The 16,185-nt window shown below is 70.1% G+C and carries 16 protein-coding genes; 7 read left to right on the forward strand and 9 right to left on the reverse strand.

The annotated features are described in order from the left end of the window. Window positions 1–7: 7 nt before the first annotated feature. Complete coding sequence (locus NKG98_RS11915; RefSeq protein ID WP_254766139.1) at window positions 8–247, reverse strand: DUF7472 family protein; 240 nt, start codon at window positions 245–247, stop codon at window positions 8–10. Between the two features lie 156 nt (window positions 248–403). Here NKG98_RS11915 and NKG98_RS11920 point away from each other — a divergent pair, with 156 nt between their 5' ends. The 3 genes from NKG98_RS11920 to NKG98_RS11930 all read left to right on the forward strand — a co-directional run bounded on the left by NKG98_RS11920 (window position 404) and on the right by NKG98_RS11930 (window position 3,430). After that, on the forward strand, window positions 404–1,042 hold the full coding sequence (locus tag NKG98_RS11920) for an SWIM zinc finger family protein (protein WP_254766140.1): 639 nt from the start codon (window positions 404–406) through the stop codon (window positions 1,040–1,042). A 50-nt stretch (window positions 1,043–1,092) separates the two neighbouring features. Beyond that, window positions 1,093–2,922, forward strand: a complete 1,830-nt coding sequence (locus NKG98_RS11925; protein WP_254766141.1) for an acyl-CoA dehydrogenase family protein — start codon at window positions 1,093–1,095, stop codon at window positions 2,920–2,922. A 61-nt stretch (window positions 2,923–2,983) separates the two neighbouring features. Then, a complete protein-coding gene (locus tag NKG98_RS11930; RefSeq protein ID WP_254766142.1) occupies window positions 2,984–3,430 on the forward strand; it encodes a universal stress protein in 447 nt (148 codons plus the stop codon). 3 nt (window positions 3,431–3,433) lie between these two features. On the opposite strand, the gene hjc is transcribed toward NKG98_RS11930, so the two are convergent. Next, on the reverse strand, window positions 3,434–3,952 hold the full coding sequence (gene hjc, locus NKG98_RS11935; protein WP_254766143.1) for a Holliday junction resolvase Hjc: 519 nt from the start codon (window positions 3,950–3,952) through the stop codon (window positions 3,434–3,436). Between the two features lie 72 nt (window positions 3,953–4,024). After that, entirely contained in the window at window positions 4,025–4,843 is an 819-nt protein-coding gene (locus NKG98_RS11940) for a CPBP family intramembrane glutamic endopeptidase (RefSeq protein ID WP_254766144.1), read from the reverse strand. A 132-nt stretch (window positions 4,844–4,975) separates the two neighbouring features. On the opposite strand from NKG98_RS11940, the gene NKG98_RS19010 reads away from it, so the two are divergent. The 3 genes from NKG98_RS19010 to NKG98_RS11950 all read left to right on the forward strand — a co-directional run bounded on the left by NKG98_RS19010 (window position 4,976) and on the right by NKG98_RS11950 (window position 7,427). Continuing rightward, window positions 4,976–5,104, forward strand: a complete 129-nt coding sequence (locus NKG98_RS19010; RefSeq protein ID WP_256558416.1) for a hypothetical protein — start codon at window positions 4,976–4,978, stop codon at window positions 5,102–5,104. Window positions 5,105–5,114: 10 nt separating this feature from the next. Beyond that, window positions 5,115–5,999 (forward strand): ArsR/SmtB family transcription factor, encoded by an 885-nt coding sequence (locus NKG98_RS11945; RefSeq protein ID WP_254766145.1) that lies wholly within the window; start codon window positions 5,115–5,117, stop codon window positions 5,997–5,999. 102 nt (window positions 6,000–6,101) lie between these two features. After that, window positions 6,102–7,427, forward strand: a complete 1,326-nt coding sequence (locus tag NKG98_RS11950) for an MFS transporter (protein ID WP_254766146.1) — start codon at window positions 6,102–6,104, stop codon at window positions 7,425–7,427. A gap of 3 nt (window positions 7,428–7,430) precedes the next feature. On the opposite strand, the gene NKG98_RS11955 is transcribed toward NKG98_RS11950, so the two are convergent. From NKG98_RS11955 to NKG98_RS11970, 4 genes are all read right to left on the reverse strand, one after another. Beyond that, window positions 7,431–8,714 carry an adenosylhomocysteinase gene (locus tag NKG98_RS11955; protein ID WP_254766147.1) on the reverse strand — a complete coding sequence of 428 codons (1,284 nt, stop codon included), beginning with the start codon at window positions 8,712–8,714 and terminating at the stop codon, window positions 7,431–7,433. Window positions 8,715–8,924: 210 nt separating this feature from the next. Then, window positions 8,925–9,701: a hypothetical protein gene (locus tag NKG98_RS11960; protein ID WP_254766148.1), complete on the reverse strand. Its 777-nt coding sequence runs from the start codon at window positions 9,699–9,701 to the stop codon at window positions 8,925–8,927. Window positions 9,702–9,850: 149 nt separating this feature from the next. Beyond that, window positions 9,851–11,152 (reverse strand): amidohydrolase, encoded by a 1,302-nt coding sequence (locus NKG98_RS11965; RefSeq protein WP_254766149.1) that lies wholly within the window; start codon window positions 11,150–11,152, stop codon window positions 9,851–9,853. Window positions 11,153–11,204: 52 nt separating this feature from the next. Continuing rightward, complete coding sequence (locus tag NKG98_RS11970) at window positions 11,205–12,011, reverse strand: FkbM family methyltransferase (protein WP_425504340.1); 807 nt, start codon at window positions 12,009–12,011, stop codon at window positions 11,205–11,207. 21 nt (window positions 12,012–12,032) lie between these two features. On the opposite strand from NKG98_RS11970, the gene NKG98_RS11975 reads away from it, so the two are divergent. After that, entirely contained in the window at window positions 12,033–12,839 is an 807-nt protein-coding gene (locus tag NKG98_RS11975; protein ID WP_254766151.1) for a stage II sporulation protein M, read from the forward strand. A 7-nt stretch (window positions 12,840–12,846) separates the two neighbouring features. On the opposite strand, the gene NKG98_RS11980 is transcribed toward NKG98_RS11975, so the two are convergent. Together NKG98_RS11980 and NKG98_RS11985 are read right to left on the reverse strand one after the other, a co-directional pair. After that, window positions 12,847–15,459 carry a heavy metal translocating P-type ATPase gene (locus tag NKG98_RS11980; RefSeq protein ID WP_254766152.1) on the reverse strand — a complete coding sequence of 871 codons (2,613 nt, stop codon included), beginning with the start codon at window positions 15,457–15,459 and terminating at the stop codon, window positions 12,847–12,849. Window positions 15,460–15,556: 97 nt separating this feature from the next. Next, window positions 15,557–16,141 carry an AsnC family transcriptional regulator gene (locus tag NKG98_RS11985; protein ID WP_254766153.1) on the reverse strand — a complete coding sequence of 195 codons (585 nt, stop codon included), beginning with the start codon at window positions 16,139–16,141 and terminating at the stop codon, window positions 15,557–15,559. Window positions 16,142–16,185 lie beyond the last annotated feature (44 nt).

The following is a 16,185-nucleotide window of genomic DNA, read 5'->3' on the forward strand; positions in this document are numbered from 1 at the left end:
GGTCGGCTCAGGCCGCGTTCTCGCGCTCCGCGTCCTCCGGTTCGTTCAGCACGTACGCCAGCGCGAACCCGACGCCCGTCATCAGCAGGATGAAACCGGCGATGACGCCGACGAGCACCGTCCCGCCCTGCTCGGAGAGGCCGCCGTCGGTACTGTAGGTCGTTCCGATGGCGACCATCGCGCCGATCATCACCAAGACCGCGGAGACGGCGACGCCGATTTCGATGAGTTGCTCGCGGTCGAGCATTATGCGGCGGCTTTCGTCGGTGCCCTCAAAAGCGCTTCGAAGGGGCGGTCAGCGGCCCGTCTCGCGCGCCGGAGCACGCAGGCGCGCGCGTTAAGCCGCTCGGGTGCCTACGGACGGCGAACAGCCGGCCGAACGCACCAGCTATCGACGCACCCCATGAACACAGTCGCGTCACCGAAAGCACCGCTTTCCCTGCCCACCGACGGCCGCCTCGACGAGCGGTCGCGCCGGGCGCGGGCCGAACCGATGTCGGTCCTCGCGCTCGGCGACGGCCTCTACGAGGTCGAGTCCGCAAGCGAGAACACCTACCTCGTCGACATGGACGCCGGACGCTGTACCTGCCCGGACCACGTCTTCCGCGGCGTCCGCTGCAAGCACGTCCGACGGGTCGCCATCGAGATCACCGAGGGGCGGACCCCGCCGCCCGGACGGGTGGCCGTCGAGTGCCACGACTGTAGCCGGGTCCGGTTCGTCGACGAGACCGAACCGGGGCCGTTCTACTGCGAGGAGCACACCCTCTACCCGGGCGACGTCGCCCGCGACCGCGAGACCGACGCGCGACTCACCGTCGTCGACGTCTCCGACCTGCGCGCCGACGCCGTCCGGGTCGGCGACGACGGCACCACCGTCGCCGAGTACGCCACGAACGAGAACTACGACCCGGACGTCCCCGTCGTCGGCGCGGTCTACCCGCACGCCCGCGTCGGGCCCAACGGCGTCGTCCCCGAGGCGCTGAAGGTCTACACCTTCCCGCGGACGCGGCTCGAAAAACTGACCGGCTCGGAGCCGGTCTGAGAGCGTCGCCGGGCCGACGTTTTATCGTCCCGGAATCCGAGCGATCGATCATGGGCGACGGGATCGACTACGGCGACCTCCCCGCGGGGCGAGGCGTCGACTACTGGGACCTCGACCGCACGCTCCGGCGGGAGGTGCGACGCGTCTACGACGAGGACGAGTACGAGTGGGCCGAACCGCGCCTCCGCGAGTTCGGCCGTCGCGTCGGCCACACGATCGCCGACAACGCCGACTACGTCGACGAGCACGGGCCGGAACTCGAACCGTACGACGCGTACGGCGAGGTGCAAAACTACGTCCGGTACCCGGCCGAACTGCACGAGACCGAGCGCATCGTCTACGAGTCGGGGGCCGTCGCCGACGTCTTCGCGGCGCCGCCCGGCCGCGAGGAGCCCCTGCCGTTCGCACACGACCTGGCGATGCAGTACCTGCTCTCCTACGCCGACCCGGGCGTCGACTGCCCGGTGGCGATGACCGCGGGCGCGGCGCTCGTCCTCGAGAAGTTCGACGACGGCTCGCTGCGCGAGTACTACGAGGCCCTGACGAGCCGCGACCACGACGCCCTGATCGAGGGCGCGATGTTCCTCACCGAGGAGCAAGGCGGCAGCGACGTCGGCGCCATCGAGACCCGCGCCGAGTACGACGACGAGGCGGGCTGCTGGCGGCTGTACGGCGAGAAGTGGTTCTGTTCGAACATCGACGCCGAGGGGACGCTCGCGCTGGCGCGCACCGAGGGCGCCCCCGACGGGACCGACGGGCTCTCGATGTTCCTCGTCCCCCACGCCGACCCCGACGCGGTCGACGGCGTCTACGCGAAAGGCGACCGTCGCGACGGGCCGCTCGACCCGGACGCGGTCAACGACCAGTTCTACCGCCGGCTGAAGGACAAACTCGGCACGATATCGGTGCCGACGGGCGAGGTCGAGTTCGACGGCGCGAAGGCCTTCCTCGTCGGCGAGGAAGAGTGCGGTTTCAAACAGATGGCCGAGATGCTCAACCTTGAGCGACTGTCGAACGCCGCGGCCTCCTGTGGGATCGTGGGTCGGGCGCTGCTGGAGAGCAAGGTGCAGGCGGCCGACCGGGAGGCGTTCGGGAAGCCCATCGACCGCCACCCCCTGATGCGCGCGGACCTCGTGGACATGGCCGTCGACCACGAGGCGGCGACGGCGTTCACGATGGAGGCCGCGCGGCTGTTCTCGGAGCGCGAACGCGCGGCGCGGGCGGGCGACGACGCCGACGACGCGTATCGCCTGATGCGCCTGCTGATCCCGATCGCGAAGCTCCGGACGGCGCGGATGGCCGTCGAGACGGCCTCGTACGCGATGGAGGTGCAGGGCGGCAACGGCTACGTGAACGACTTCATCACCCACCGGCTGCTGCGGGACGCGCAGGTGCTGCCCATCTGGGAGGGTACCGAGAACGTCCTCTCGCTGGACGTCCTCCGGGCGCTCGAACGCGAAGCCGCCCACGAACCGCTGTTCGAGGCGATCGAGCGGCGACTCGACGCCGTCGACGACCCGGCACTCGACGCCGCCGCGGAGACGGTCGAAAGCGAGTACCGCGACCTCCAGCGCGCGCTGGCGACGCTGGCCGGCGCGGACGACGAGTACGCGCAACTGTCGGCGAAACGGCTCGCCCACTACGTCTTCGACGTGTTCACGGCCGCGCTGTTGCTCGCGGAGGCCCACGAGCGACTCGCGGACGGCGACGGACGGCTCGCGCTCGTGGCCCGCCGGTTCGTGACGAAGGAACTCGACGGGCGGGAGGCCCGCGGCATCGCGAGCGGCGACCGGGTCGCGCTGGAGCACTTCGACGCTATCGTCCGGTACGCGCCGGTGGAACCGGCGGCCGCCGCGGAGGCGGCCCCGGCCGAAGACTGAGTCGCGGGATGGTAACTCGGCGCGAACAACACACTTGTAGTCTCGGCTGAAAGTGCCGAACATGGCAATACTCGCCGCGATCGACGAGACGGAACGGTCGGAGCAGGTCGTCGAAGTCGCCTACGACCTCGCGACGACGTACGACGATCCGCTCGTCGCGTTGCACGTCGTGCCGGACGAGGAGTACAGGGCGCACAAGAAGAGCCTCGAAGACATCCCGGGAATGGGGGACTTCTCGCTGAGCCAGCAGGCCGACAGCGCGAAACGGTTCGCACACCGGTTCGTCACCGAGACGATCGACGTCGAGACGGGGAGACTCGAAGTGCGCGGCCGCGTCGGCGAGGTGACCGACGAGATCCTGGCCGAGATCGACGCGCTCGAACCGCGGTACCTCGTCATCGGCGGCCGCCGCCGGTCCCCGGCCGGGAAAGCCGTCTTCGGAAGCACCGCACAGGAACTCCTGTTGAGCGCGGAGTGTCCCGTCGTGTCGAAGATCGCCGACGAGTGACGGCTACGCGAGCAACTCGGCGGCCTCCTCGACGTCCATCACGCCTTGCTCGACGGCGTTCAAGACGCGCAGAACCTCCTCGTCCGGGCCGTCGTCGTCCGCGCCGACCTCGTCCAGAGAGACCTTCTCGCTCTCGCCGACGAACTCGGCGAAGTCGGTGCCGTCGGCGAGCGCGGTCTCCTTTTTCACGCGGTAGTTACCCCCGTCGGTGACGTGGAGGTCGCCGGGGTGGAAGAAGTACCAGTCCTCGCGGTCGAAGCGGACGCCGATACGGGGTTTCGCCCCGAAGTTCCGCGCGAAGTAGATCAACGCCTCGACCTCCTCGCCGGTGAGGTAGATCGGCTTGCCCGAACTCGACTTCGCCTCGATCGCGTAGAAGACCTCGCCGTCGCCCGCGAGCACGTCCGGCAGTTCGCGGTCGGTCGCGGAGCCGCTGGCGGGCGCGCGCATCACCGCGAAGCCGGCCTCGTCGAGCAGGTTGACGAGTTCGCGCTCGCGGCGATCACCCTTCGCCTGGGACATGGGCGTACCTCGCCGCCGGGTCCTAATATAGCCGCCGTTGTGTCGGCTCTCGCGGCTCACCGGCGCCGCCGGTCAGACGGGTACCGCCGCCAGCGCCGTCTCGACCGCGACGGCCATCGCGTTCTCGAGTTCATCGGGGGCGAACCGCAAGAGGAGATAGAGGATGCCGAACTGGAAGGCGTTGAACGCCGCGTGGGCCGCGATCGGGACGACGAGGTTGTCGGTCTTCGCGTAGAGGGTGCCGAAGATGAGCGAGCCGCCGAAGACGACCGCGAGCGAGACGGCGATCGCGCCCGCGGGGGCGACGCCGGTCGCCGAGAGGGCGTACGACGGGATGTGGATGAGCGCGAAGATGACGCTCGTGGCGACGACCGCGCCCATCCGGCTGAACGCGGCGTACAGCCGCTTCTGGATCACGTTCCTGAAGAGGAACTCCTCGGCCGGCGCGTTGAACGCGAAGACGATGACGATCATGAGCAACACCACGTTGGGGTCGTCGCCGATGAACTGGACGACCTGATTCTCCGACGATTCCAGTTCGAAGAGCGTGGCGACGACGTTGACGACGAACAGGTAGCCGATGCTGCCGAAGATCCCGACGAGGACGAACAGCCACCCGCGGCCGGTCGGCCACCGGAGGTCGAGGTACGACCAGCCGCGGTCGGTCCACCAGAGGTAGGCCGCGCCGACGAGGACGAAGCCGGCGAAGTTCAGCCCCATCAGCGCGACGATCCCCAGACTGGAGGCGTCGGCCGGCGACTCGACCAGCGCCGGATCGAGCAGGAACGCCGGAACCGTAGTGACCTGGGCGGCGACGATACCGGCGACCGAGAGGACCGTGGCGACGAGCAACGAGCGGACGTATCCGTCGCTGCGTTCTACCGTTCCCATGGCGCCCAGTACGGACAGAAGGTCCTTGGGCGTTCCTCTTCCGGCGACGGGGAGCGGCGAACCGCGGGCGGCCGTCACCGTCGGCCCGGTGCCGCTGGCGCTCCCGTTCTCGTTCGTCCCGCGGACGGTGCCGTGACCCAGCGGACCGTCGCGACGCTGCCGTTCACGACGCCCGACGGGGAGTACAGGAAGCGCCTCGCGGGCGGCGCGGGGGCGCCGCCCGCGGTCGAGGTCCGTCAGGGCTATGGTGGACTCGCGTGAGGGACGTGACATGACGGAGTCGCACCTCGTCGAGGAACTCGATCCGGAGGACGCCTTCGCGGTCCTCTCGGACGGAACGCGGATCGACATCCTCCGGGCGCTCTGGGAGACCGACGGCGGGGAGGCCACGTTCTCCGAGTTGCGCGACGCCGTGGGGATGCGCGACTCGGGGAAGTTCAACTACCACCTCGGAAAGCTCACGGGCCGGTTCGTCGACAGGACCGACGAGGGGTACGAACTCCGGTCGGCCGGCCGGCACGTCGTCGGCTCCCTGCTCGCGGGCGGGTTCACGATGACGGCGGACGTCGACCCGATCGCCCTCGACGACCCCTGTCCGGTCTGTGGCGCCGACCTCGCGTTCGCGTACGAGGACGAGCGCGTCCGCATCGACTGCGAGGCGTGTCCGTACGGGAACTCCTTCCCGGTGCCGCCCGGGGCGTTCGCCGAGTGCCCGGTCGACCGCTTCCCGGCGGTGGCGAACCGGTACCTCCGGACGCTGCTGGCCCGCGCTCGAAACGAGTTCTGCGCCGCCTGCGAGGGTCGCGTGCGGCCGGACCTCACCACCTTCGACGCGCTCGAGACGGACCGGTCGCCCGCGGGATTCGGCAGCCTCGTCGCCGTGGTCTACGACTGCGACCGCTGCGGGATGAGCACGCAGGTCAACCTCTCGACGATCCTACTCGATCACCCGCTGGTCAGCGCGTTCCACTACGAGCACGGGACCGACGTCAGGGACGTCCCGCTCTGGCGGCTTGGCGTGATCGACGGCGAACCGCAGTCGAGGCTGCTCGACGGCGACGCGGGGGCCGCGAGAGCCACGTACGCCGTCGGCGAGCGCGAACTCTCGCTGACGGTCGACGAGTCCCTGACCGTCCTCGACGCGGACCGCTCGTAACCCTGCCTCTCGACTCGACAACAGAACGCGGCTTCTGTTCCGACTCGAACAGAATTGTTCTTCTGGCTACACTTATTCCGGCGGCGGCCGTCCCACCCGTCCATGCGAGGTCCGTTCGCGAACGCGACGTTTCGGCGGCTGTTCGTCGGCCGCGTGGTCACCAACGTCGGCGACAGCCTCTACTTCGTCGCCGCGATGTGGCTCGTCTACAGCCTCACCGGCGACCCCTTCTACACTGGACTGGCAGGATTCCTGACGATGGTACCGCGAGCGTTCCAGTTTCTGGCGGGGCCACTCGTCGATCAGTGGTCCCTCCGCCGGACGCTCGTCGGCACCCAGTTCGTTCAGGCGGTGGTCGTCTCGACGATTCCGGTCGCCCACGCCGCCGGCGTCCTGACCGTCGAACTGGTGCTGGTCGTCATGCCGGCGCTGACCGCGCTCAACCAGCTCGTCTATCCGGCACAGACGGCCGCACTCCCGCGGATCCTCGAGGACGACGATCTGGTCGCGGCGAACTCGGCGTTCTCGATCGCCTACCAGGGGCTCGATATGGTCGCCAACGGCGTCGGTGGCGTCCTCATGGGACTGTTCAGTGCCATTGCCCTGTTCACGATCGACGCCGTCACGTTCGGGCTCGCCGCGCTGGTGTTCGCGACGCTCTCGATTCCCGCCGCGGGTTCGTCCGGGGGAGGCGATGGCGACGCCCGAGCGACGGAAGACCAGCCTTCCGGGGCGGGCAAAGCGGCTGCAGACGGTGGCGTCGCCCCTCTCGAGGAGTCGGCTTCGTATCTCACGCGGCTTCGAGCGGGCGTGACGGCTCTTCGAGGAACGTTTCTCGTGCCGCTGATCGGCGCAGCAGTCGTCGCCAACTTCGCGGCGGGAATGGTTCTGGCGTCGATCCCGGCGTACGCCGACGCGCTCGGCGTTCCGCCGGCGCTCGCCGCGATCGGTGCTGCGGGCGGCTATGGCTTGCTCATGGCGTCGTTCGCGGCAGGAACGTTCTTCGGAGCGGTTCTGGCGTCCGCGATCGAGAGCTATCCCTTCGGCCGAACCATGATCGTCGGGTTCGCCGCGAGCAGCGCCCTCTGGACCGCGGGACTCCTCGCCGACTGGCTCCCCGTGACGACCGTCCTGTTCGCGCTCGCAGTCGTCCCCACCGGCGTCGTCAACGTTCAGGTCGCCGCGATCGTCCAGTCGGCCCCGCCGGAAGAACTCGTCGGCCGAGTCAGTAGCCTCCTCAGTTCGGCGCTCTCGTCGCTGTACCCGGTCGGCTCGCTCGCCGGCGGCGTCGTCGCGGGCGCGTTCGGCCCTCGCATCGCCATGGGGGCAGTCGGCGTGGTCGCTCTCGGACAGGCTGGCTACGTGTTGCTCGTAGACGACCTGCGAACGCTTCCAGCACCGGCGGAAACGACGCTCGATATGGAGTAGAAATTACGTCCCGTGGTCCCAGGAGTCCATGTACTCGCGCTGAGTCTCGGTCAGCGAGTCGAACTCGACGCCCTCGGCTTCGAGTTTGATCTCGGCGATCTCGCGGTCGAGGTCGTCGGGGACGTCGTGGACCCCCGGCTCGTAGGCGTCGCCGTTCTCGAGCATCTCCCGGACGCAGACGGCCTGAATACCGAAGCTCTGGTCCATCACCTCGACGGGGTGGCCCAGCGAGACGGGGGCGGCGAGGTTGACGAGGCGGCCCTCCGCGATGACGTTCAGCCGGCGGCCGTCGTCCATCTCGTAGGCCTCGACGCCGTCGCGGGCCTCGTAGCGGTCGACCGCGAGGTCGTCGAGCGCGTCGAGGTCGATCTCGATGTCGAAGTGGCCCGCGTTGGCGAGTAAGACGCCGTCTTGCATCTTCTCGAAGTGCTCGCGGACGATGACGTCGCGGTTGCCCGTCGTCGTGAGGAAGACGTCGCCGACCTCGGCCGCCTCCGACATGGGCATCACCTCGTAGCCCTCCATGTGGGCTTCGAGGGCGCGGCGGGGTTCGACCTCGGTGACGATGACGTTCGCGTTCTGGCCGGCGGCCTTCTTCGCGACGCCCTTGCCGCAGTAGCCGTAGCCCGAGACGACGACGTTCTTGCCGGCCCACGAGAGGTTCGTCGTCATGGCGATGGAGGCGAGCGAGGACTCGCCGGTGCCGTGGACGTTGTCGAACAGCCGCTTCATCGGCGTGTCGTTGACGGCGAACACCGGATAGCGGAGCGCGCCGTCGTCGTCCATCGCGCGCAGGCGGTGGACGCCGGTGGTCGTCTCCTCGGCGCCGCCGACGATGTCGTCGATCAGTTCGGGGTAGTCCTCGTGGATGGCGGCGACGAGGTCCATCCCGTCGTCGACCGTGATCGTGGGCTCGTGGGCGATGACGGCCTCGATGGCGTCGTAGTACGCCTCGTCGTCGACGCCGCGTTTCGCGTAGCTGGTGATCGACTCGTGGGCGTCGAGCGCGGCGGAGACGTCGTCGTGGGTCGAGAGGGGATTACAGCCCGTGACGGCGACCGCTGCGCCGCCGGCCGCGAGCGTCTCGACCAGCATCGCCGTCTTCGCCTCGACGTGCATCGCCATCCCGATGCGCTCGCCCTCGAACGGCCGCTCGGCCTCGAACTCCTCGCGGACGCGCTCCAGAATGGGCATGTGCTGGGCAGCCCAGTCCATCTTGCGACGTCCCTCGGCGCGCGCCGCCCCGGGGTCGTCCAACTGCTCGCTGATCGGCGGATACTCCGTCATACCCGAGACGAGTGCGACCGGGGAGAAAACGCTACCGGAGCGCTCCCGTCCGAAAAACCGTCCGCAGCGTCGATCCGGTCCGCCGGTCGGCCCGTCGCGAAGGGAGCCAACCGACGCGTCGGCGTTCGGCGACGGCCCAATCGTGCCTCTGACGTTCCGACGATCGACGCGACCGTCGGTCGAACGCCGCTGACCGGCGATCGGTACCGATTACTCCTCGGCGTCGTCCGCGTCGTCACCGTCGTCCGCGTCGTCCCCCGGCCCGACGTCGTCGGGCTTGTTGTCGTCCGTCTCGTCGTTCTTCGGGCCGGCGTGGGTCGACGTGTCCTCCTCCCAGTCGTCGCCCTTCGGGCCGGCGTGGGCCGGCTGGCCGGCGTAGTCGGGCGCGTTACCGGGGTTGTTCTCGATGACGAAGTTCGCGATCTGGATGCCGCGGGGCTCGTCGTCGTTTAGCTCCTCCTGTTTGAACTCCTGGACGAGTTCGCCGAATTTCTTCGCGCTTTCGTCGTTCTCGTCGTTCTCGTCGTCCTCGTCGTCCTCGTCGTCCTCGTCGTTCTCGTCGTCTTCGTCGTTCTCGTCGTTCTCGTCGTCGGCCTCGACGACGTCGAGCGTCGCGGTCGTCGTCGCGGACGCGTTCTCGTAGGTCGCCCCGAACGTGACCTCGACGGTCTCGGTGTCGTTCGGCACGTCCTCCTCGGTCGGTGCGTCGATCTCGATCTCGCCGTCCTCGTCGGTTTCGCCGACCGCCTCCCACTCGGAGTCGTCGACGGTGGCGTTCACCGACGCGTTCTCGATCGGATCGTCCGTCTCGTTGTCGGTCACCGTGATGGTAACCTCCTCGTCGTCCTGTTCGACGTCGATAACGAGGTCGAGCGGTTCCTCCGCCTCGTCCCCGTGTTCGTCCGCGGCGACCATCCCGGGTACCGCGAACGCCGACAGGACCATCAGTGCGGCCAGTGCGACCGCGAGGGTTCTGTGGCTGCTCATTCCAGTCACGACTTTCACGATCCGACGAATAAACCCCTGAGGCAGTTCGGATGTTTTATAAATATTCGCCGAATTTCCGGGACGTGACGAGAAGCGTTTTCAGCGTTCAAAAACGATTCTGAGCGTTTAACTCGGCGTCCGTCGGCGGCTCACTCGCCGTCGACGCGCGCGACGAGCGAGTCGGCGCGCTCGCGCGCCCGCCGGCGGACCGCGGCCTCGTCGAGCGTCAGCACCTCCCGGTCGCGCATCAGCACCCGGCCGTCGCAGACGGTGTGGCGGACGTCCGCCGCGGCGGCGGCGTACGCGAGGTGGCTCACGAGGTCGTGGGCCGGGGTGAGGTGGGGCCGTTCGAGGTCGAGCACCGCGAGGTCGGCGGGCGCGCCGGGTTCGATGCGGCCGCTCTCGACGCCGATGGCCGCGGCACTGCCCCGGGTCAGCATCTCGACGACGGCCGCGGCGGGGACGGCGCTCGCGTCGTCGGCGGCGAGTTTGCCGAGCATGGCCGCGTCGCGGGCCTCGCCGAGCATCGAGAGGTCGTTGTTCGAGGCCGCGCCGTCGGTGCCGAGGCCGACCGTGACGCCGGCGTCGAGCAGCCGCTGGACGGGGGCCATCCCGCTGGCGAGTTTCATGTTCGAGGCCGGGCAGTGGACCACGCTCGCGCCGGCCTCGGCGAGCACCTCGATTTCCGTCTCGTCGAGGTGGACGCCGTGGGCGAGGAAGTCCTCGGGTTCGAGCAGGCCCGCGTCCGCCGCGTACTCCAGCGGGCGCACCCCCCGCTCCTCGACGATGGGCGACACCTCGCCGTCGGTCTCGTTGGCGTGGTAGTGGACGGGGACGCCCGCCTCGCGCGCTTTCGGGACGAACTCATCGAGGTACGCCTCGCCGACGGTCGTCAGCGAGTGGGGCATGAACGCCGTCGAGATGCGGCCGTCGGCCGCGCCGTCGAACTCCCGGGCCACGTCGATACTCTCGGCGGCGTCGGCGCGGGCGGCCGCCTCGTCCTTCCCGACGGTGACGACGCCGTGGCCGAGGCGGGCGCGCACGCCGGCGTCCTCGACGGCGGCGGCGACCTCGGAGACGTGGAAGTACATGTCGGCGAAGGCGGTCGTCCCCCCCTCGATCATCTCGAGGACGCCCAGTTCGGCGCCGGCGCGGACGTCCTCGGGTTCGAGGGCCGCCTCCGCGGGCCAGATGTCCTCGCGCAGCCACGGTTCGAGCGGCTTGTCGTCGGCGTAGCCCCGCAGCAGCGTCATCGGGACGTGGCAGTGGCCGTTGACGAAGCCGGGCGTCACGAGGCCGCCGGAGGCGTCGAGCGTCTCCTCGGCGTCGGCGCCGAGGTCGGCGCCCACCTCGCTGATCTCGCCCGTCGCCCCGTCGACCAGCACGTCCGCGCGTTCGACCGTCAGATCCGGCAGGAGCACCCGCCCGCCGGTGATCGCCAGCGTGGTCATGCACCGGCGTTTCTCGTCGGGCGGCGTTAGGCTGTCGGTCGCCCGCGCCGGTTCACCGCGGCTCACAGTGCCAGTAGCCGTCCCGCTCGGAGACCGCGTAGTCGAGGTCGTCGAGGATCGCTCGCGTCTCCCCCGGCACGTCCCGCGAGAGCCCCTCGTCGTGGACCTCGACGAACAGCGCCGGCCGGTGGCGAGCCAGCGTCTCCCGGCCGCCCCGGAGCACGTCCGGGGCCGCGCCCTCGACGTCGACCTTGCAGACGTCCGGCGGCGGCCCCTCGACGTCGTCGAGTCGGCGGACCGGCACCTCGACGACCCCCGCTACCTCGGCCGCCCAGCGGCGCGCGCTCTCGCGGTCGAACGCCGATAGCTGGGGGTACGTCGAGACGTAGAACGGCCGCTCGCCGCTCGCGTCGCCGAGGCCGTGCGGTCGGACGTCGATCCGCCCGGCGAGGTCGTTCAGCCGGCGGTTCGCCCGGAAACGCTCGACCGCCTCCGGCGAGGGCTCGAACGCGACGACCCGCCGGTCGGGCGCGCCGGCCGCCAGCGCGAGCGCGTAGACGCCGACGTTCGCGCCCACGTCGTAGACGACGTCGGCCGGCCCACAGCGGTCACAGAGCGCGGCGAGCATCTCGCTCCCGCCGTGGCGCGTCCACGGCTCGTAGGTCCGGACGGGACCGGCTGGCGTGGCCGTCCGCCGGGCGAGCAGTTCGCGCTCGTAGTTGGCGCGGGCGAGCCGGTGGTAGGCGTCGTACGCGAGGCCGCGGAGCCGGGCGACCGCTCGCCCGAGCGGTGGGCCGCTTGACACGGGCGGCCGGACGACGCCCCGACAGTTGTAGGTTAGGGCGGCGACCTTATCCATCAGCGGTGAGAACGGTTCGGCATGGACGCTTCGCAATCGAGAGTCGGCCGCGGCTGGACCGCCGTCGCGGCCGTCGTCCTCCTCGCCGCGCTCGGGACGGCCGTCGCGGCCGTCGAGCGCGACGCCCCGCTGGCCGCGGCGGGCGTCGTCGCCGTCGCGCTCGCGACCGCCGCGGCGCCGCCGGCCGTCCCGGGGGCGCTCGATACGCTCCGGGCGGCCTGGCGCGAGCACCGTCGGTACGTCGGGGCCGCGGCCGGGCTGTTCGGCCTCGGGGCGGTCGCCGGCGCGCTCTTGCTCGTGGCCGGCGTCGACCTGCTCGAACTCGTCGTCGAACTGCTCGACGACGAACTGGTCCCCGCGGACGGGGGCGGTGGCGGGGTCGCCGACGACACGACGGACCTGGGGTTCACGGCGCGCTTTTTCGTCGTCCAGAACACGCCGCCGTTCCTGTTTGCCATCGCCGGCGCGCCGCTGACCGTCGGGTTGCTGACGGCGTTCGTGATGGTCTTCAACGGCGTCGTCGTGGGGAACGTCGGCTACGCGGTCGGCCGCGAGGTCGGCTTCGACGCGGTCGCCGTCCTGCTGGTTCCCCACGGCGTCTTCGAACTGACGGCGCTGTTTCTCGCCGCCGGCGTCGGCTTCCGGCTGCTGCACCGCCTCGTGGAACGCGTCCGGGGGAGCCGCGAGGCGTTCGTCACGCGGGCGTACCTCCGGCGGACCGCGTCCCTCGTCGGCGTCGGCTGGCTGTTGCTCGTCCTCGCGGCGTTCGTCGAGGCGTACGCGACGGTCGCCCTCGCGGAGTGGCTGCTGGCGGCGCCGGCGGTCTGAACCGCCCTCACCGGCGGAACCGGTCGAACGGCTTCAGGAGGACCGGCCGGTAGTCCTCGTGGGGGTCGTACTTCGCGAACGCCAGACTGTTCGACATCACGCTCACGCTCGAGGTGGCCATCGCCAGTCCGGCGAGCGCGGGGTTGAGCAGGCCGAGCGAGGCGATGGGGACCAGCGTCGTGTTGTAGACGAGCGCCCAGAAGAGGTTCTGGCGGACCTTCGCGAGCGTCGCCTCGGAGATGCGGACGGCCTTGAGCACGTCCGCGGGGTCGTCGCGCATCAGCGTCACGTCGGCGCTCTCGATGGCGACGTCGGTGCCGGAGCCGATGGCGACGCCGATGGCCGCGGCGGTCAGCGCGGGCGCGTCGTTGACGCCGTCGCCGACCATCATGACGTGGGAGTCCTCCTGGAGCGTCTCGACGTGGTCGGCCTTGTCCTCGGGCAGCACCTCGGCGCGGACGTTCTCGACGTCGATGCCGACCTCGCGGGCGACCGCCTCGGCCGTGCGCTCGTTGTCGCCGGTGAGCATCACGACTTCGACGCCGCGCTCGCGCAGCGCCGCCACCGTCCGCTTCGCGCTCTCGCGGACCTCGTCGGCGACGGCGAGGGCGCCCACGAGGTCGCCGTCGACCGCGACGGGCATCGCCGTCTTCCCCTCGCGTTCGAGGCGTTCGAGCGTCTCCTCGGCGGGATCGGTGTCGATTCCCGCCTCGGAGAGCAGTTTCCGCCGGCCGATCAGCACGGTTCCGCGGTCGGTCTCGGCGCGGATGCCGTGGCCGGGGACGTTCTCGAACTCGCTGGGCTCGCCGACTTCGACGCCCCGCTCCTCGGCGCCCTCGACGATAGCCCGCGCGATGGGGTGCTCGGAGCCCGACTCGGCGGTCGCGGCCGCGCCGAGGACGTACGATTCGAGGGGCTCCTCGCGGTCGACCAGCACGCCGCCGTCGGCGACGGTGCCGCCGTCGGCCGCCGCGCCCTCGCCGAGGACGACGACGTCGGTCAGCGTCATCTCGCCGTGGGTCAGCGTGCCGGTCTTGTCGAAGACGACGGTGTCGATGCCGCGGACCCGTTCGAGCACGTCGCCGCCCTTGAAGAGGACGCCGTTGGTGGCCGCGAGCGTCGAACCGACCATCGTCGCGGCGGGAGTCGCCAGACCGAGCGCGCAGGGACAGGCGATCAGCAGCGCGCTGGCGAGGACGACGATGGAGAACTCGACGAGTGGGACCCCCGCCCCGGAGCCGGCAGGCAGCGCCACCTCGGGGCCGCCGCCGACCATCCCCCACGTCGGGAGCGCGGAGACGAAGTTGGCCAGCGGTTCGGGGAACGCGAACCACAGCAGCGACCAGACGACGGCGTTGACGATCACCGCGGGGACGAAGTAGGCGCTCACCCGGTCGACGAGCCGCTGAATCTCGGGCTGGCGCGACTGGGCCTCCTTGACCCGTTCGACGATCTGCTGGATCGCCGTCTCGGAGCCGACCTTCGTCGCCTCCACGAGCAAAACGCCGTTCTCGTTGATCGTCGAGCCGACGACTTCGTCGCCCGGTTCCTTCTCGACGGGGACGGACTCGCCGGTGAGCATCGACTCGTCGACCGCGCTCTGGCCGTCGACGACCACGCCGTCGGTCGGAACCTTCTCGCCGGGGCGGACCTTCAGGAGGTCGCCGACCTCGACGTCAGCCAGCGGCACCTGCGTCTCCTCGCCGTCCTCGACGACGGTCGCCTCCTCGGCCTCCATCCGGAGGAGTTCCCGCAGGGCGTTGCCGGCGCGGGCCTTCGAGCGGACCTCCAGCCAGTTGCCCAGCGTGATAAACCAGAGGATGAAGGCGACGGCCTCGAAGTAGAGCCCCTCGCTGGCGATCAGTTCGAGGAGGACGGCCGCGCTGTAGACGTAGCCCACGGAGGTCCCCATCGCGACCAGCGTGTCCATGTTCGCCTGCCGGTTGTTCGCGAACGCCCGGTAGGCGCCGACGAGGAACTCCCGGCCGAGCGTCGCCATCAACACCGTCGCGAGGGCGAACTCGAACCAGCCGAGGTCGACGCCGAAGACGGCGTGGGGCAGTTCGACGACGTCGAACATCGCGAGCATGATCGGCACGAACGGCAGCGTCAGCAGGCCGCCGCCGATCACCAGCCGGCGCTGACGGCGGAGTTCGCGCTCGATTGCGCGCTCGCGCTCGGTGCCGTCGTCGCCCTCGTCGTCGCGAACCGGCTCGTAGCCGGCGCCCTCGATCGCCTCGTAGATGGCCGACAGCGAGGCGTCATCGGGGTTGTACTCGACGCGCGCCTCGTCGGAGGCGAAGTTCACGTCGGCGCGGACGACCCCCGGAAGCTCCGCGACGGCCTCGCCGACCGTCTCCGAACAGGTCGCACACGACATCCCCATCACGGTGATCGTCCGCGACTCGGAGACGGCCTCGTAGCCGGCGTCCTCGATCGCCTCGTAGATCGCCCCCAGCGAGGTCTCCTCGGGGTCGTACTCGACGGTGCCCTCGTCGGTGGCGAAGTTGATACTGGCCGAGGTGACCCCGTCGAGGGCCTCGACGGAACCGCTCACCGCCTGCGAGCAGTTCGCACAGCTCATGCCCTGGATCTCCAGGTGCGCGGTCCGGGTACTCATCGGTTAGACCTAGGGAACCCGTCCTTACCCACTTTACTGGTCGGATTCCAAAGTTCACGGAGGTTCCGACTTTGGTGACGAAAGTAAAGCGGGCGCGTCAGGCGCCCTCCTCGATGCGCTCGTAGCGCTCCCGGAACCGGCCCGCACAGGACGGACAGCAGAAGTGGTACACCTCGTCGTCGATGCGCGCGGACTCCCCCTCGCTGTCGACGGTGTTGCCACACTCCGCGCAGGTGAGCGCGAACGCCGCGCCGTCGAGCGACGGCGTCCACTCGGTCTCGTCGATCAGCGTCACGTCGTACTCGGCGCCCGCCGGGAGGAGGCCGTCGAGCCACCGGCGGACGTTCCGGACCGCCGCGCGGGCGTGGAACCAGAGGTCGCCGTCGGCGGTGACGAACACGTGTTCGACCGCGTCGGCGTCCGCGACGCGGTCCCGGCAGTCGTCGACCGCGCCCGGCGGGAGCGAGACCCGGACGAACACCGGAACCCCCGCCCGGAGTTGCGATCGGTCGACCTCGACGGTGAACCGCCGGATGATCCCCGCCTCTTCGAGGCGGCGGACGCGGTCGGAGACCGCCGGTCCCGAGAGGTCGACCGCGTCGGCGATGTCGCTGAACGGCCGCCGGGCGTCCTCGCCGAGGAGGGTCAGGATCTCCATGTCGGTCTCGTCTAGCTCGCGCATACGCCCCCTTCGGCGTCGAGACGGAAGACTGTCGCGCCCGTAGC

The organism is Salinilacihabitans rarus, from assembly GCF_024296665.1.
Classification (GTDB): Archaea; Halobacteriota; Halobacteria; order Halobacteriales; family Natrialbaceae; genus Salinilacihabitans; species Salinilacihabitans rarus.

Bases quoted from the DNA above. Each gene is read 5' to 3' on its own strand.
- NKG98_RS11915 (WP_254766139.1), bottom strand. From the start codon at position 247: ATGCTCGACCGCGAGCAACTCATCGAAATCGGCGTCGCCGTCTCCGCG.
- NKG98_RS11920 (WP_254766140.1), top strand. From the start codon at position 404: ATGAACACAGTCGCGTCACCGAAAGCACCGCTTTCCCTGCCCACCGAC.
- NKG98_RS11925 (WP_254766141.1), top strand. From the start codon at position 1,093: ATGGGCGACGGGATCGACTACGGCGACCTCCCCGCGGGGCGAGGCGTC.
- NKG98_RS11930 (WP_254766142.1), top strand. From the start codon at position 2,984: ATGGCAATACTCGCCGCGATCGACGAGACGGAACGGTCGGAGCAGGTC.
- hjc (WP_254766143.1), bottom strand. From the start codon at position 3,952: ATGTCCCAGGCGAAGGGTGATCGCCGCGAGCGCGAACTCGTCAACCTG.
- NKG98_RS11940 (WP_254766144.1), bottom strand. From the start codon at position 4,843: ATGGGAACGGTAGAACGCAGCGACGGATACGTCCGCTCGTTGCTCGTC.
- NKG98_RS11945 (WP_254766145.1), top strand. From the start codon at position 5,115: ATGACGGAGTCGCACCTCGTCGAGGAACTCGATCCGGAGGACGCCTTC.
- NKG98_RS11950 (WP_254766146.1), top strand. From the start codon at position 6,102: ATGCGAGGTCCGTTCGCGAACGCGACGTTTCGGCGGCTGTTCGTCGGC.
- NKG98_RS11955 (WP_254766147.1), bottom strand. From the start codon at position 8,714: ATGACGGAGTATCCGCCGATCAGCGAGCAGTTGGACGACCCCGGGGCG.
- NKG98_RS11960 (WP_254766148.1), bottom strand. From the start codon at position 9,701: ATGAGCAGCCACAGAACCCTCGCGGTCGCACTGGCCGCACTGATGGTC.
- NKG98_RS11965 (WP_254766149.1), bottom strand. From the start codon at position 11,152: ATGACCACGCTGGCGATCACCGGCGGGCGGGTGCTCCTGCCGGATCTG.
- NKG98_RS11970 (WP_425504340.1), bottom strand. From the start codon at position 12,011: ATGGATAAGGTCGCCGCCCTAACCTACAACTGTCGGGGCGTCGTCCGG.
- NKG98_RS11975 (WP_254766151.1), top strand. From the start codon at position 12,033: ATGGACGCTTCGCAATCGAGAGTCGGCCGCGGCTGGACCGCCGTCGCG.
- NKG98_RS11980 (WP_254766152.1), bottom strand. From the start codon at position 15,459: ATGAGTACCCGGACCGCGCACCTGGAGATCCAGGGCATGAGCTGTGCG.
- NKG98_RS11985 (WP_254766153.1), bottom strand. From the start codon at position 16,141: ATGCGCGAGCTAGACGAGACCGACATGGAGATCCTGACCCTCCTCGGC.